Genomic DNA, 14,841 nt, shown 5'->3' with positions numbered 1-14,841 from the left:
AAGGGGTGCGCTCACGTTTTTCGTGCCTCAAACATTTGGTGCGAGTTAAACCAGCGCCTGTGAAGACGGATATTCGAGGCCCTCGCCAACCCATTCCGCCACTTTCCAGATGTCTCCGGCGCCCATCGTCAATATCAGATCTCCTGGTTGAACCATTCCCAGAAGGTATTTTACGATTTCATCTTTACTGGCAATATAACGCGTATGTTCATTGCTTTGGACGCGAATTTCCTGTGCTAACTTTTCCGCAGTCACGCCCTCAATCTGCGCTTCTCCAGCAGGAGAATATATGTCTGAAATAATCACTTCATCGGCATCCTTGAACGATTTCGCAAAAGCATCAAACAAAAAGTAAGTGCGAGTGTATCGCTGCGGTTGAAAAACGGCTACGATTCTGCGTTGCGTCGCTTTCGCCGCGGCGATGGTCGCACTGATCTCGGTTGGATGATGCGCATAATCGTCGATGATCAAGATGTCATTTTTCTCGGCAACGACTTGAAAGCGCCGTTTTGCGCCATGAAATTCGGCGAGCGCCATCGCGATTTGGGTAAACGTAAGCCCTGCTTCGCGTCCAACCACGTAGGCGGCAAGCGCGTTATGCACATTGTGTTGACCCGGAACAGGCAACATCAACCGACCGACGAATTCTCCATCCGCATAAATTTCAGAAACGCTCGTTCGATCCAGCAGTTGTACGTTTTTAGCCTGCACATCCGCATCATCGGCAAAACCGTACGTGATGACACGCGCCTCTGCCTCCGATTTCAATTCCCGCAAGTGCGGGTCATCCGCAGATAACACGGCCAATCCGTCTGCCGGGATCTGTTGAATAAACGTTCGATACGCATTGCGCAGATTTTCAAACTGACCGTCATAATGTTCGAGATGATCCGCTTCAATATTTGTGACGACAGCGATAGAGGGACGGTAGTGCAAAAATGAGCCATCCGATTCATCCGCTTCAGCTACGACAAAACGCCCGCCGCCCGCTTTCGCGTTGTCGCCAATGTTCGATACGACCCCGCCAATGACAAACGTTGGATCCAGATGATTTCGCTCCATCATATAAGCGATCATCGACGTGGTTGTCGTCTTTCCATGTGCACCGGTGACAGCTACCCCCACCCGATCCGCCATCAGGCGAGCGAGCATTTCGGAGCGATGGATCACGGGAATATTACACGCTTTGGCCTCGAGTAATTCCACGTTGTCCGCATGCACAGCAGTGCTGTGTACGACGATGTCAGCTCCATGCACTTGCTTTTTTTCATGCCCGTAAAACACTTGCGCTCCACGCGCGGCTAACCGCTCTGTCAGCTCTTGACAAGAAACATCAGATCCGGAGACCTGATAGCCCAAATCCAACATGACGCGAGCAATGGCGCTCATCCCGTAACCACCGATGCCTACAAAATGCACGTGTTCTGAACCGCGCACGCGCCTCACCGTCCTCATATCCAGTAGTTCATTTCCAGTTTTGAAATAGTTTCCCTCGCCTGCTCCACCATATACAGAGATCCCCAAATAACCAATGCGTCTGCTTCCCGAACTGCCACACTTGTCGCTTCATGAACGTTTTCAATCACGCGAACCGGCAAGTCGGGACGCAACATGTGGACAGACGCACGAATGTCTGCAGGATCTGCTCCACGTACATGATTGGGTCGACAAATGATCACATCTTTGGCATGTGGCAACATGCTCCGCAACATCGGTGTGACATCCTTGTCAGCCAACACACCTATCAACATACTCCATTCATTTTGGCTCCCCTGTGACACAGAAAAATCCGTCAACGCACGGGAAAGCTGAAATGCCGCGCCTGGATTGTGTGCACCATCGAGCACAACGGGACCACTTGCCCCTCTGAACACTTCAAACCGAAGCGGCCAGCGCACCGTTGGCAGCGCAGCGATGGCGCGCGCCCAATGGTCTGTCTCACGGTTGTCAATTTGAGTCTCCAACATCGCAAGTGCAACCGCGGCGTTGGCCAGTTGGTGACGGCCAAACAACGACAAGTTCACTTCAGCTGTATCCCGGTGCAAACCACGATAATACCCCGTCTGGGAGAGGCCTGTTTGGCCCGTGCGCACCAGTGAAAAGTCTCGCGTGAGACGCATCAACGGCGCGCCCTGTGTTTTTGCAACTTGCTCTATCATACGGTACGCTTCACCGTCTGCTCCGGTCACAACCGGAACCCCATGTTTGATGATACCTGCCTTGTCAAATGCAATATCAGTCAATGTGGGCCCCAAAATCTGGACGTGATCGTAAGAAACATTTGTAATGGCGGTGACACAGGGCGTGACCACGTTGGTGGCATCATAACGGCCGCCAAGCCCTGTCTCCCACACCACCACATCGACAGCGGCCGCTGCAAAGTACAAGAGCGCCATCACCGTCAGCACTTCAAACTCTGTGAGGGGATCTTCCCCCCCGTCAGCTTCCATCACATCACGCACACAAGCGGCATAGCGGGCGAATTCATCATCTTCGATGCGCTGTCCATCGATGGTCATGCGCCCATTAAATCCAGCCAACCCAGGTGACGTATAGACGCCGACCCGGGCTCCTGTGGCACGCAACATGGCGGAGAGCATCGCGCAGACGGAACCTTTGCCGTTGGTGCCTGCTACATGGTAAAAACGCAACCCCTTTTCTGGATTGCCCAAAGCCGCCAATACACGCGTCGTTCGTTCGAGGCCTGGTTTGATGCCAAACCGGCGCAATGTGGAAAACCAATCCTGCGTCTCCTCAATGTTCAAAGCTCACACCTACATTATGACAAGTCTTGTATCCGCGCCTGCACTGCAGCCAATTTCTGCTCGTAGTCTTCCATTTTTGACCGCTCTTTTGCCACGACATCCGCTGGTGCCTTGGCCACAAATCCGGCATTGCCGAGTTTCTTTTCAATCCGTTCGACTTCGCCCTTTAATCGCAGTGCTTCTTTGTTCAAGCGGCCAATCTCCGCTTCTATGTCAATCAAACCCGCCTGTGGAATGTGGATTTGCGCGCCGCTCACGATTTGGGTCACCGATTTTGCCGGCGCGTCGCCGCCGACCACGATGGTCAAAGCATCACTGTTGCAGAAACGGGCAATATCTTTTTGCACCGTCTCAAACAGCGTAGCAACATCTTCATTCTCACAATTGATCTGCATGGGAATCGGTTTGCTTGGCGCGACATGCAATTCCGCGCGCACGTTGCGCACCGCACGGATGGCATCCATGACCAAGTTCATCTGCGCAACAGCCGCTTCATCTGCCAAATCCGGCTCCGCTTCCGGCCAATTCGACAAAATCAGCGCTCCATTAGTGTTCGGCAACGCTTGCCAGATCTCCTCCGTGACAAACGGAATATACGGATGGAGCAATGTGATGAGCGACGTCAAGACGCGATGGAGCAACGTCTGCACCACAGCTTTGCGGGCTTCATCCTCGCCGTACAGCGCGATCTTGGAAAATTCGATATACCAATCGCAAAAGTCATCCCAGGCAAAGTCATACATTGCCCGAGCCGCTTCCCCATAATCATAGCTATCCAAGTGGTGCGTCACGGCCGCCACCGTCTCCGACAGGCGATGCAAAATCCATCTGTCCGCCACATCCAGTTGCGCCTTTGTCAACAGAGCCGGTGTGAAATCTGCCGGTAGATTCATTGCCACGAAACGCGAAGCATTCCATATCTTGTTGATAAAATTGCGCGCACCTTCAATTTTGTCCCAGGTAAACCGTTGATCGTTCCCAGGCGATGTGGATGTCGCCAGCATAAAGCGCAGTGCGTCCGCACCGTATTGGTCGATCACGGCAATGGGATCGACCCCATTCCCCTTGCTCTTCGACATCTTCTGCCCTTGCGCATCGCGAACCAACCCGTGTAATACAACGGTTTTAAACGGCATCTCATCCGTAAATTCGAGCCCCATAAAGACCATGCGCGCCACCCAGAAGCCCAAAATATCGTAGCCGGTCATCAGGGCGCTGGTCGGATAATAGCGTTTGAAATCTGCCGCTTCTGTATTTGGCCACTCCAGCGTCGAAAACGGCCACAGCGCGGAAGAGAACCAAGTATCGAGCACATCTTCATCCTGGCGAATCCGCTCGGATTGACAGTGGGAACAACGAACCAAGTCCGTTTTGGCGACGCTGATTTCACCACAATCGTCACAGTACCAAGCGGGAATGCGGTGGCCCCACCAAAGTTGGCGTGAAATACACCAATCGCGCATATCCTCCATCCAACGAGTGAAAGCTTTGCCAAAGCGGCTCGGCACAAACTGCAAATCCCCTCGGTTGAAACCATCCAGCGCGCGGGCCGCCAGCTTCTCCATGCGGACAAACCATTGATCAGACAGATACGGTTCCACTACGGTGTCGCAACGACTGCAGTGACCCACTGCGTGTTCAATTTGCTCTCTCTGCACGAGATACCCTTCGCTTTCCAGCGCGTTGGCGACTTGTGTGCGCCCTTCTTCCCGAGACAGACCGGCGAATGCGCCAGCCAGCGTATTGAGTCGGCCATCTGCATCAATGCACTGCAAATGCGGCAAATCGTGACGATTGCCGACCTCAAAGTCGTTGGGATCATGCGCAGGCGTGATCTTCAGGCAACCTGTGCCAAACTCCATATCGACATAATCATCCGCAATCACGGGAATGTCTCTATCAGTCAAAGGCAGACGCACTGTTTTGCCGATCATGTTTTGATAACGTTCATCATCGGGATGAACAGCGATGGCGACGTCGGCAAACATCGTTTCCGGCCGTGTCGTCGCAATGACCACTTCGCCCTCGCCATCTGCCAGCGGATAACGGACATGATAGAGTGTTCCAGCAACATCCTGGTGCTCCACTTCGATGTCAGAAAGCGCAGTGGCGCAGCGCGGACACCAGTTGATGATACGATTGCCGCGATAGATCAGCTGTTTTTCATATAGTCGGACAAACACTTCCCGTACGGCTTGAGATAACCCCTCGTCCATCGTAAAGCGCTGGCGCGACCAATCACATGACGCCCCCAATGCGCGAATTTGACTCGTGATGGCGTCGCCGTACTCCTCTTTCCACGCCCAAACGCGTTCGACGAACGCGTCGCGGCCGAGATCGTGACGAGATTTGCCCTCTGTCTCCTGAATCGCCTTTTCCACGCGCGCCTGTGTGGCAATCCCAGCGTGATCCGTCCCTGGCACCCATAAGGCGTCAAACCCATGCATACGCTTGTAGCGGATGGTGATGTCCTGCAATGTGTTGTCAAGGGCATGGCCAAGGTGCAGGACGCCTGTGACATTCGGCGGCGGCATCACAATGGCAAACGGTGGGCGCTCTGGGTGTTTGCCTGCTGTGAAATGTCCGTTTTTCTCCCAGTATTCATAAGTTCGCTTTTCCACCTGTTTGGGATCATATACAGTGGACAAGGTGCGCTGTTCTGGCTTGGTCATAAATACACCCTCCATTTTCTCTATGCCGCCGGTCTGTTGCATTCTGACACTCGGACTGTTTGGACTGACCGTGTCGCAGTCAATCCCAGTATCCTGTGCCGGAGAAAAGGCGGCAGGGATTGCGAAACGCCGACGTAAATCGGCACAAAAAAGAGCCCTCAGTCCTCAGGACGGAAGGCTCCGCGGTACCACCTGAATTTTTTAACAAGCCATCAGCTTGCCAAAACGCTCGACATCGATAACGGGATGACCCGGATAATCAGCTCAAGGACGACGTTCAGGCTGGTGAATGAGGCGCGTTTCAGCACTCCGCACCCTCTCTGGGCATTCACGTAAACCCTACTCTTTCCTGTCACAGCCGTTCAGACTTCAGTTTGATGTCATGTATAGTACGAAAATATTTCCGATGTTGTCAAGGGAACTGGCATTCTTCCAAATTCTTTTTGTGTGAAACCAGCTTGTCCACTACGGTTTAATTGCGTTTGCCACGTCCGCGCTTCTTTTTGACGCGGTGAACGCGCTGCTGAACCATTTCATGCGTCTCTTCTGTTGTCGCTTGTTTCTCGCGCCGCTTTTCATCGACTTGCCGGCGGCGTTTATCTGACCAAGCCGTGGTTCTCGCATAGATGACACAAAACAGAATGCCAATGAAACCAATCACCGCATTCTGTTGGATAAAGCTGCGCACGCCATAGTGCATTGACCCGGCATAGTCCAAGGTCAACTGGAAGATGAGATTGATGATATACGTTGCAAGAACCGCGATGAGCACATTCAACGTGCGGTGCTGTTTCGCGCGTTGCACAACCAAGAGAGCACTGACAAACATCGCGAACTCACCACTCATAATGAACGAGTAGTGCCCCTTGGATAGATAAAAAGCCACAATTTCCAATATGGCCAGGACAATCACGGTCACACTGCCAAACCGCCAATACCAGCCATGCCAAATCCCTTGCTGCGCCCTTCTCTCCATGCTTTTCCTCCAAACCTCCCACTGTGTTACAGGCAAGTGCGCATTCTCGCAAAACGTTGACACGCGCCTGTGCTCTTCATCTTAGCAAAATACAATCATGCTTGTCACAGGACAAATACCAACCAGGGTCTCTGGCATATACATGTACAGATGGCCTGGAAGGAGGTTCCGCAGTGGGCTTTTTCTACTCACTCCTGCGATTTGTCAAACTGCTTTTAGCACTTGCCATATTTCTTTTGTTCCTCCGCGCGATCCTATGGCCTAGTGCCCTCGACTTGCTCATTTTAATGCTCTTGTTTATCGTCTTTGTCGCCATGTTCATTGGTGGGCCCTAGCGCGCGATTTGCCCGGCATACATGACCACATCACATCTACGCTGGCACAACCATAGGGGCGACGAATACAGTGGATTCGTCGCCCCTATGAGGATGCTCGATTTCATGGCGTAGCTGCTTTGTCTTACAGCGACACGTGTGGCAACGAAAGCGGCGGCGTGATTGGAATCTGCAGCGCTTGCCCCGGTGTCACCTGACCGTCGAGCCAATTGTTGACACGCTGTAATTCCGTCGTGCTGCAACTGCACCTATCTGCGACCGCCTCAAGCGTCTCATCTTCCATCACCACGACGTAGCGCAGCGTATAGTGCGGTTCTGGGCCGTTAAAGTCGACAAACGACCACAGTTCACTCTTGGTTACAGACTCGGCTGACGTCGGCATTTCGTGACGGACCTCATCACTTGGCGCTTCCGCTTCTGATTCCTCTGTGTCTTCCGTCGCTACGGCGCCAGAAATGGTGAATTTCGGCATCCAGGATTCGTCACCGCGCAAATCGGCTGGCTGTTCATCCTCAACGGCGGTTTCTGCACCTAACGCATGTTCGTCGTCAATTTGATGCTCAAATTCGAACGAGGCAACCGGCGTTGTTTCCGACCGTTGCGCAGGCTCTGCAGCGAACGAGTTTGTTTCATTCTGCGCATCCTCTGTCTCCGACTGCGGAACGAAATATCTGTCCAGGTTGGCCAGCTCTTGACGAACTGTTTCTTTGGGCGATGTGGGCTGTGCCACAGCGGCTGACCTGTCATCCTGCTTGTCGTTCGACTCTCCATCCGCCCATCCATGCCCACCACGCGCCTCACTCACATTCTCCAATGCGTCGTTTGCTGCGACACGCCGCGCATCCTCTGTCGAATCGTGATGTGCTGAGCTTTCTTCTGTGGGTTTGCTGGGGTTCTGTTCATCGTCGTCCGGCACGCCGCGCCAGAGATCCTCTGTGGCGCCAACTGCGGTCAATTCCCGTTCGTCGCTCTGTGCGACAGGCTGATCTTGAATTTCACCGTTCTGTTCATCCATTTCCGCGGATTCCTCGCGGGTTTCCGTCGGTTGCGCCAGCGTCTCTTCAACAGCTTCCGCTGCTGGCGCTTCATTTTCAACGAACGCCACATCTACATTCGCTGCGCTGTCCTCCACTGTTTCATCGACAGCGTTGAAAAACAGATTCCCATCTTCTTGTGCGCCACAGCGAAAATGGTAGCCTTCATCCCCGACCAAACCGTGGATTTCAAGCACACCTTTGACGTTGAGCCACTTGTCGCCAACGACGTCGAGCGCCCACCCAGACAATCGGCTTTTTACGTTGACAATCCCGGTGCCCTGCGCCGAGATCGGCACACGTAAAATAAACGGCATCCGATGGTGGACATGTTCAACCGTATCTTCCGTCTCATCTTCTACGCCAAGCGAATACGACGTGTCAGCTGTCTGTTCCGGATTGCGCAAATAACCCGCAAATACGATTGCGCCTTCCAGTTCATAGGCCTCGCCATCCCGCTGAAACGACACCACTTCCGTCGTGACGGTTGCATCTTCCAATGTGTCGTTTTGGTTGACAGCCTCCATGAAAACCTCTTGATCAATCGGTAACCGGATCAGTGGGTCGCGACCTTGTTCCGACATTTGAGTCCCTCCCTCACACGGCAAGATTCCATCACCAATGTATGTACAACAAGGCACACATATGTCGAACAGGCGCGATTATCCCCGCCAATATAGGCAAAATAAAAATCAGTCCGCTGAACGCTCAGGCAAGCCGCACCCTTATTTCAATTCGGCAAACGCGCGTTCCATCGCATCCAACGTCGCGTTCAGTTCCGTTTCCGTGTGCACAGCCGACACGAAAGCCGATTCCATCGCTGACGGCGCGAATAGAACGCCCTTCGCCAACATGGAATGGAAAAACTGAACGTACAACTCCACGTTGCTGGTACAGACATCGGCGAAATCATAAACAGGGCCTTCGTGGAAAAACAAACCGTACATGCCACCGATGGCATGTCCATAGACAGGCAGTCCGCGCGCTTGACCTAGGCGCAGAAACTGTTCGACCACCTGATTCCCATACTGCTCCATGCGTTCGTACAATCCATCATTTGCCGCCTGTTCTAGCATATTGAGCGAAACCAGCCCAGCCGACATCGCCAACGGATTGCCAGATAACGTTCCACCTTGATATACAGGGCCGCTCGGCGCAATCATCTCCATCAAGTCGCGACGGCCACCGTATGCGCCAACCGGTAAGCCAGCGCCGATCACCTTGCCAAAAGTCGTCAAATCCGGTTGAATGCCAAATCGGCCCTGCGCGCCTGACAATCCGACGCGAAATCCCGTGATGACCTCGTCAAAAATCAACAACGCGTCGTACGATCTCGTCAGTTCTCGGACCGCCTGCAAATAACCGGGTCTCGGCAGTACACAGTTCATATTTCCGGCCACAGGCTCGACAATGACAGCTGCAATCTCCTCACCGCGCGTCAAGAATAAGTCGCGCAAGGCATCGATGTCGTTGTAAGGAATGGCAATGGTGCGCTCTGCAATCTCTTTCGGGACACCCGGGCTGTCAGGCAACCCCAGTGAAGCCACACCAGAACCTGCTTTCACCAAAAACTGATCTGCGTGACCATGATAGCAACCCACAAATTTGACCACGTACGACCGCTTTGTCGCTGCGCGTGCCAGGCGGATGGCGCTCATCGTCGCCTCTGTCCCGCTGTTCACCATGCGAACGACTTCAAGAGAAGGCAGCAATTGAATCACTTTTTGCGCCATCGCCGTCTCCAACTCTGTCGGCAGGCCGAAGCTCGTGCCACGTTCGGCTGCAGAGCGAATGGCTTGGACAATTTCAGGATGCGCATGGCCCCAAATGAGCGGCCCCCACGACATCAAGTAGTCGACATAGCGTTGACCATCTGTATCATATAAGTACGGTCCTTCACCGCGATCGGCAAAAATTGGCGTACTCCCTACGGATTTAAACGCGCGCACAGGGCTGTTGACCCCACCAGGCATCAATTGCAGCGCCTGCTCAAACGCCGCTGTTGCTTTCGGTCCTGCCATAGAATCGTGACGCTCCTTCCCCTACTGTGAAAATAAAGTCGGCACCTTGGCGCCGCGCTCAATATGTCCCCTTTGTTTCGGCCAACCAACGTGCAACGTCCGGGGCGTGATATGTCAAAATAAAATCCGCACCCGCGCGTTTGAACGACGTCATCATTTCCATCACAATCGATTTTTCATCGATCCAGCCTTGTGCCGCAGCCGCTTTGACCATGCTGTACTCTGCGCTGACGTTGTAGGTCGCCACAGGCACGTCAAACGACGTGCGCACCCGCTGGATGACATCCAAATAGGACAGCGCAGGTTTGACCATCAACATGTCTGCGCCTTCCTCGACATCCGATGCCGCCTCCCGCAGCCCTTCGCGCACATTTGCCGGATCCATCTGATATGTTTTCCGATCCCCAAAAGATGGCGCCGAGTGTGCGGCTTCACGGAACGGGCCATAGAATGCCGATGAATATTTGACGGCGTAAGAGAGAATCGCCACATCTGTCAATTCATGCGCATCCAGCGTCTCGCGAATGGCCTGTACACGCCCATCCATCATGTCGGATGGCGCTACGACATCTGCGCCAGCGGCAGCGTGTGACAACGCTGTTTTGGCGATCAGTTCAAGCGAAGCGTCATTGACGATTTTGCCATCGCGCACAAGGCCGCAATGGCCTGCTGGGTTGTACTGACACAGACAGACGTCCGTCATCACAATCAGCGCTGGATTTTCTTGTTTGGCCGCCCGCACCGCAGTCTGAACGACACCTTGTTCTGCGTAGGCAGAAGACGCTAAATCATCCTTTTCAGCCGGAATGCCAAATAAGATGATTCCTGGAATACCCAACTCGGATATGCGCACTATTTCACGGCGAAACTCGTCTATCCCGTAGTGGGAGACACCGGGCATCGCGCCGATCTCCGTCACGCCCTGCAGCCCTTCTTCAACAAACATCGGATAGATCAAATCTTGTACATCCACATTGGTTTCACGTACGAGCGCCCGCATATTTGCACTTGAACGCAAACGGCGGTGTCTTCGAAAAGTCATGTCCATCATCCTTTTTTTAAACGTCCATACAGTGCCGATACCGTCTCTATCAACGCCTCGTGCGTGATGGTAGATGGCACGGCCGCCACTGGCACATCTGCCGCGTTAAGCGCATTGGTCGTCGTTCTGCCAAAAGATATCACCTGATGCCGCTTTGCCGCCGCTAGATTCGCTAACCTGGGCAAGCTGGACAACAGCGCCTGTACACCTGACGGGCTAAATAGCAGCCAAATCACCTGTCTGCTTGTCCAATCCAGCTCCGGTAATGCTTGCGCTTTTGTGTCGTAGACGACCAAGGATTCGACGCGATGGCCAGCGTGCCTCAGTTTATCGGGCAATTCTGTGCGCGCTTTTGCGCCGCGAATAAAGAGAAACGTCTTGCCACCTCGCGGCCACAGTCCAATCATGGCATCGGCGAGATCGCCACCGTCCCGCACACCTGGAAACACGCGCGTCTTGCCACCAGCTTGTTGCACCGCTTGCGCCGTCGCTTCTCCTATACAATAGCAAACTGTCTGTGGCCATTGCCAATCCGGCATTTGCTTCTGTAAAGCGAGCATGACGCGCGCCGCTGGCGCCGACGTGATGATGACCCCATCTACAGCAGGCAAGCGGGACAGATGCTGCACAATTTCAGCAAATGGGCGCTCCACCGTTTCAATGATCGGACAGTGAAATGCGGGGATGGAGAGCTGACACAGCTGTGTCGTCAGTTCTCTTCCCCGCATCCCGGACTGCGTGACGACCACCTGCCAAGCAGGCACAGAAGCCGTTTTTTGCACATCCATATCAACGACCAGCAGGCAGGAATGCATCTGCGCCTTTTGCCAATAAGCCAGCAGCCACATCTTGCCCCAAGCGTTCTGCCTCACTGCCTGTCGCCTGATGCCACAAGATGTGGTTTGCATCCGCATCCGCGACCATCCCGGTTAACGTGATACATCCATCCGCATCCACTTCGGCATACCCAGCAATAGGCACCTGGCAACTGCCTTGCAGCGTGCGCAACAAAGCGCGTTCTGCAGTGGCCTGCAGCCGCGTAGGCGCGTGCGTCCAGGCCTCTAATTCTGTCACCAATTCCTGGTCTGTCTCCCGACATTCGATGGCCAAAATCCCTTGTCCAACTGCAGGAATGCAGCAAGTTGGCGATAGATACTCTGTAATTTCCGCCGCCCAGCCCATCCGGATGAGTCCAGCGGCCGCCAAAATAATCGCGTCAAATTCCCCTTCGCGCACGCGACGCAAGCGCGAATCGACATTGCCGCGCAGTGGTTCAATGCGCAGATCCGGTCGTTTTGCCTTCAACTGCGCCATACGCCGCAGACTGGATGTGCCGACAACGGCACCTTGTGGCAGTTCAACCAGCGTTTGACCCTGATGCGAAATCAGCGCATCCCGTGGATCTACACGCGCTGAAATCCCTGCCAAGCGTAAACCTGCGGCCAATTCAAACGGTACATCCTTGAGGCTGTGGACAGCGATATCCGCCGCCTCTGATGTCAATACCTCCTCGATCTCGGTGACAAACAGCCCCTTGCCCCCAACCTTGGACAATGTGACATCAAGAATTTTGTCGCCTTTAGTCGTGATCGGCACAATTTCAAAAGACCAATCCGACCGTCTTTTTTGTAATTCTGCGATGACCCAATTGGTCTGCGTCATCGCAAGCTGACTGCGCCGCGACGCAACGCGGATTTGCCGCATATGTATCCCTCTCTTTTTAGAACGCATCATGTGTTGGGGTGACGTCGCTGACAAACAGCAAATTGAACAGTGTCGCTGCGAAACAAATGACCTGATAGATCATCATATTGCGCGATCCACTCTTGTCACGCACGCGCAGGAACAAGTACACCCCGTACATCAGCCAAGTCAGAACCGTGACAATCGTTTTCTCGGAAAAAACCACCCACTCGTGGAGAACGAGTTTTCCCCAGACAAACCCCACGGCCATGGCCGCAAACAACAGAAAAAAACCGATGGACGTCAACACAAAACACAAATTGTCCAATCGCGCCAGCGATGGCAACAAAAGAAACCAACGGTTCCAGCGCTTATGTGTCAGGTTGTTGTGCTGCAGGATGTGCATCACAGCAAAAGCAAAACTGAAGGCAAAAGCGGTTTCGCTAAAGATCGCCAAAAGGACATGCAACAAAAGGAGATCCTGTTTCGGAAACCACTCTGCAGATTGCCCCCCAGGCTGATAACCTGCAAGCAAAAAAATAAAAAAACCAACGACGTTTGTAAAAAAAAGCACCAGACCAATTCGAAAAAAAGTGTCCAGCACAAGTGTCGTGATCAACAATATCCAAGCAATCAACAAGAGTAGATCCGAACGCGTATAGGCGGGGAACATGTGCATCATTTGAAACCGCGCAAGCAACAAACCTGTCACAGTCAAAAAAGCGACGAACAGCAACAAAAGCGCCATACGGTTTACACTCCGCCGGGAACTGGGTTGCAGCACGTCGCTGAAAAACAAAGTTAAACTGCCTGCATAGGCAATGACCGTCCAATCATAGAGCCAACGCGTCCAACCAAAATGCATCATCGCAAAACCGGATGTAACGCGCGCTTCTCATCTGTCGTGTCGTCTGGCAAGTTGCCGCGCAAGCGTTGAAACAGCTCGACAAGCGTTCCAGCCTTCTGGTTCGACGGCCTTCTTGTCAGGCATTTTTCCGCATCGGCGACGCCAGCAAGCACGGATTCATCGATACCAAACAGATAGGCGAACATCTCAACATACTCTGTGTCCCCAGTGGCAATGGCCAACTCTTTCACATTCTGAATCGGCTCCCGCAAAAGTTGATTGACAATACTCATCGTGTGCTTATTGAGGAGCTTTAAATCATGTTCACTCATATGTGGCATTTTATTTGCCAAGCTGTCCATCACATCATGCTGGATGGCTTGTCCTTTGCTGCGAAGCGCCGCAATCAAAGGCACGACTTCTTGTTCAGTCAACCAATCGGAAAATGCCCCCACCCCCGCTGCAATCATCTCTTCCACAATCGCCGCTTGGCGCTGACGCTCTTGGCGATTGGCTTCAATGACACCGGCGAGATCATCCACATCGTAGAGGTAGACGCCTGGTTGCCCGCTGATGACGGGATCAATATCGCGCGGCATCGCAATATCCACCATGACAACTGGACCCTTGCGGTGCTTTTTCAACGCTTTCTTCATTGTCGCAGCGGAAATGGTGAACCCTGGCGCGCCAGTCGCCGAGACAATCACATCCACGTCCGCGAGATGGGATGGAATCTCTTCAAGCGAGATGGCTGCAGCATTCTTCCCTTTGGTGATATCCACGGCGCGCTCCACAGTTCGGTTGGCCACCAGCACATGCTGGGTACCTTGCGCAACCAGGTGCTGCACCGCAAGTGCGCCCATATGACCTGCGCCAACCACCAGCGCCGTGCGCGTCGACATATCGCCAAGGATTTTGCCTGCCAGTTGAACTGCCGCATAACTCACAGATACGGGACTTTGTCCAACGCCCGTCTCCGTTTGCGCACGTTTGCCTGTGTGAATCACTTCGCGGAATAAGCGATTGAACATCGCTCCAGTGTTGCCTGCCTCAAAAGCGACTTGAAAAGCGGTGCGCATTTGGCCGAGAATCTGTGTCTCGCCGATGACCACGGAATCCAAACCGGAAGCCACGCGCATCGCGTGCGAGACCGCTTGTTCCCCTTGCAGCACATAGGTGCTCGCTTGCAAGGTTCGCTTTTCTATGTCGGAAATCTGCGCGAGCAACGTCAACAGATAATCCGATCCCGCGCGAACGCTACTGACAAGCGCGTATACTTCGGTGCGATTACAGGTTGACAAAACAACGCTCTCCATCACAGTGCGCGCCTGGCGTAACTGCGTCAACACATGCTCTAGCGCCGCCTCGCTCAAACTCACGCGCTCACGCAGTTCAACCGACGCGGTATGATGGTTCATGCCAACAACCATGATGTGCATTGTACTGCCCCCTTTCTTTGTCCACCC

The 14,841-nt window shown here is 53.5% G+C and carries 12 protein-coding genes and 1 other annotated feature; of the genes, 1 reads left to right on the top strand and 11 read right to left on the bottom strand.

The features are described 5' to 3' along the window. Positions 1-45 precede the first annotated feature (45 nt). The 4 genes from murC to ACFSB2_RS09775 all read right to left on the bottom strand — a co-directional run bounded on the left by murC (position 46) and on the right by ACFSB2_RS09775 (position 6,413). Positions 46-1,437: a UDP-N-acetylmuramate--L-alanine ligase gene (murC, locus tag ACFSB2_RS09790; protein ID WP_377942853.1), complete on the bottom strand. Its 1,392-nt coding sequence runs from the start codon at positions 1,435-1,437 to the stop codon at positions 46-48. A 14-nt stretch (positions 1,438-1,451) separates the two neighbouring features. Then, positions 1,452-2,765: a bifunctional folylpolyglutamate synthase/dihydrofolate synthase gene (locus ACFSB2_RS09785; protein ID WP_377942852.1), complete on the bottom strand. Its 1,314-nt coding sequence runs from the start codon at positions 2,763-2,765 to the stop codon at positions 1,452-1,454. Positions 2,766-2,779: 14 nt separating this feature from the next. Then, positions 2,780-5,437, bottom strand: a complete 2,658-nt coding sequence (locus tag ACFSB2_RS09780; protein ID WP_377942851.1) for a valine--tRNA ligase — start codon at positions 5,435-5,437, stop codon at positions 2,780-2,782. A 163-nt stretch (positions 5,438-5,600) separates the two neighbouring features. Beyond that, positions 5,601-5,802: a binding site (T-box leader), on the bottom strand. A gap of 107 nt (positions 5,803-5,909) precedes the next feature. After that, positions 5,910-6,413, bottom strand: coding sequence for a hypothetical protein (locus ACFSB2_RS09775; protein ID WP_377942850.1), 504 nt, complete (start codon positions 6,411-6,413; stop codon positions 5,910-5,912). Positions 6,414-6,586: 173 nt separating this feature from the next. On the opposite strand from ACFSB2_RS09775, the gene ACFSB2_RS09770 reads away from it, so the two are divergent. After that, entirely contained in the window at positions 6,587-6,748 is a 162-nt protein-coding gene (locus ACFSB2_RS09770) for a hypothetical protein (protein ID WP_377942849.1), read from the top strand. A 124-nt stretch (positions 6,749-6,872) separates the two neighbouring features. Here ACFSB2_RS09770 and ACFSB2_RS09765 read toward each other — a convergent pair whose 3' ends face one another. From ACFSB2_RS09765 to hemA, 7 genes are all read right to left on the bottom strand, one after another. Next, positions 6,873-8,366 carry a hypothetical protein gene (locus tag ACFSB2_RS09765; protein WP_377942848.1) on the bottom strand — a complete coding sequence of 498 codons (1,494 nt, stop codon included), beginning with the start codon at positions 8,364-8,366 and terminating at the stop codon, positions 6,873-6,875. A gap of 141 nt (positions 8,367-8,507) precedes the next feature. After that, the gene (gene hemL / locus ACFSB2_RS09760; RefSeq protein WP_377942847.1) at positions 8,508-9,803 is read right to left on the bottom strand and encodes a glutamate-1-semialdehyde 2,1-aminomutase; all 1,296 of its coding nucleotides are present in this window, start codon (positions 9,801-9,803) and stop codon (positions 8,508-8,510) included. Between the two features lie 58 nt (positions 9,804-9,861). Beyond that, entirely contained in the window at positions 9,862-10,854 is a 993-nt protein-coding gene (gene hemB, locus ACFSB2_RS09755) for a porphobilinogen synthase (protein ID WP_377942846.1), read from the bottom strand. Beyond that, complete coding sequence (locus tag ACFSB2_RS09750; RefSeq protein WP_377942845.1) at positions 10,851-11,717, bottom strand: uroporphyrinogen-III synthase; 867 nt, start codon at positions 11,715-11,717, stop codon at positions 10,851-10,853. The genes hemB and ACFSB2_RS09750 overlap by 4 nt, the downstream gene beginning before the upstream one ends. Beyond that, positions 11,635-12,549 (bottom strand): hydroxymethylbilane synthase, encoded by a 915-nt coding sequence (gene hemC / locus ACFSB2_RS09745; protein WP_377942844.1) that lies wholly within the window; start codon positions 12,547-12,549, stop codon positions 11,635-11,637. The genes ACFSB2_RS09750 and hemC overlap by 83 nt, the downstream gene beginning before the upstream one ends. Before the next feature lie 16 nt (positions 12,550-12,565). Beyond that, positions 12,566-13,393, bottom strand: coding sequence for a cytochrome c biogenesis protein CcsA (gene ccsA / locus ACFSB2_RS09740; protein ID WP_377942843.1), 828 nt, complete (start codon positions 13,391-13,393; stop codon positions 12,566-12,568). After that, the gene (gene hemA / locus ACFSB2_RS09735) at positions 13,393-14,814 is read right to left on the bottom strand and encodes a glutamyl-tRNA reductase (protein ID WP_377942842.1); all 1,422 of its coding nucleotides are present in this window, start codon (positions 14,812-14,814) and stop codon (positions 13,393-13,395) included. Before hemA ends, ccsA begins: the two co-directional genes overlap by 1 nt. Positions 14,815-14,841: the final 27 nt, after the last annotated feature.

Origin of the sequence: Alicyclobacillus fodiniaquatilis (genome assembly GCF_042678105.1) — a bacterium.
GTDB lineage: Bacteria > Bacillota > Bacilli > Alicyclobacillales > Alicyclobacillaceae > Alicyclobacillus > Alicyclobacillus fodiniaquatilis.
The sequence above is the reverse complement of the archived record's forward strand: the minus strand, read 5'-3'. Positions and strand labels throughout refer to the sequence as shown.

Excerpts from the sequence above, each read along its gene's own strand:
- hemL (WP_377942847.1), bottom strand. The coding sequence starts at position 9,803 with ATGGCAGGACCGAAAGCAACAGCGGCGTTTGAGCAGGCGCTGCAATTG.
- hemC (WP_377942844.1), bottom strand. The coding sequence starts at position 12,549 with ATGCGGCAAATCCGCGTTGCGTCGCGGCGCAGTCAGCTTGCGATGACG.
- hemA (WP_377942842.1), bottom strand. The coding sequence starts at position 14,814 with ATGCACATCATGGTTGTTGGCATGAACCATCATACCGCGTCGGTTGAA.
- ACFSB2_RS09775 (WP_377942850.1), bottom strand. The coding sequence starts at position 6,413 with ATGGAGAGAAGGGCGCAGCAAGGGATTTGGCATGGCTGGTATTGGCGG.
- ccsA (WP_377942843.1), bottom strand. The coding sequence starts at position 13,393 with ATGCATTTTGGTTGGACGCGTTGGCTCTATGATTGGACGGTCATTGCC.
- hemB (WP_377942846.1), bottom strand. The coding sequence starts at position 10,854 with ATGATGGACATGACTTTTCGAAGACACCGCCGTTTGCGTTCAAGTGCA.
- ACFSB2_RS09780 (WP_377942851.1), bottom strand. The coding sequence starts at position 5,437 with ATGACCAAGCCAGAACAGCGCACCTTGTCCACTGTATATGATCCCAAA.
- ACFSB2_RS09765 (WP_377942848.1), bottom strand. The coding sequence starts at position 8,366 with ATGTCGGAACAAGGTCGCGACCCACTGATCCGGTTACCGATTGATCAA.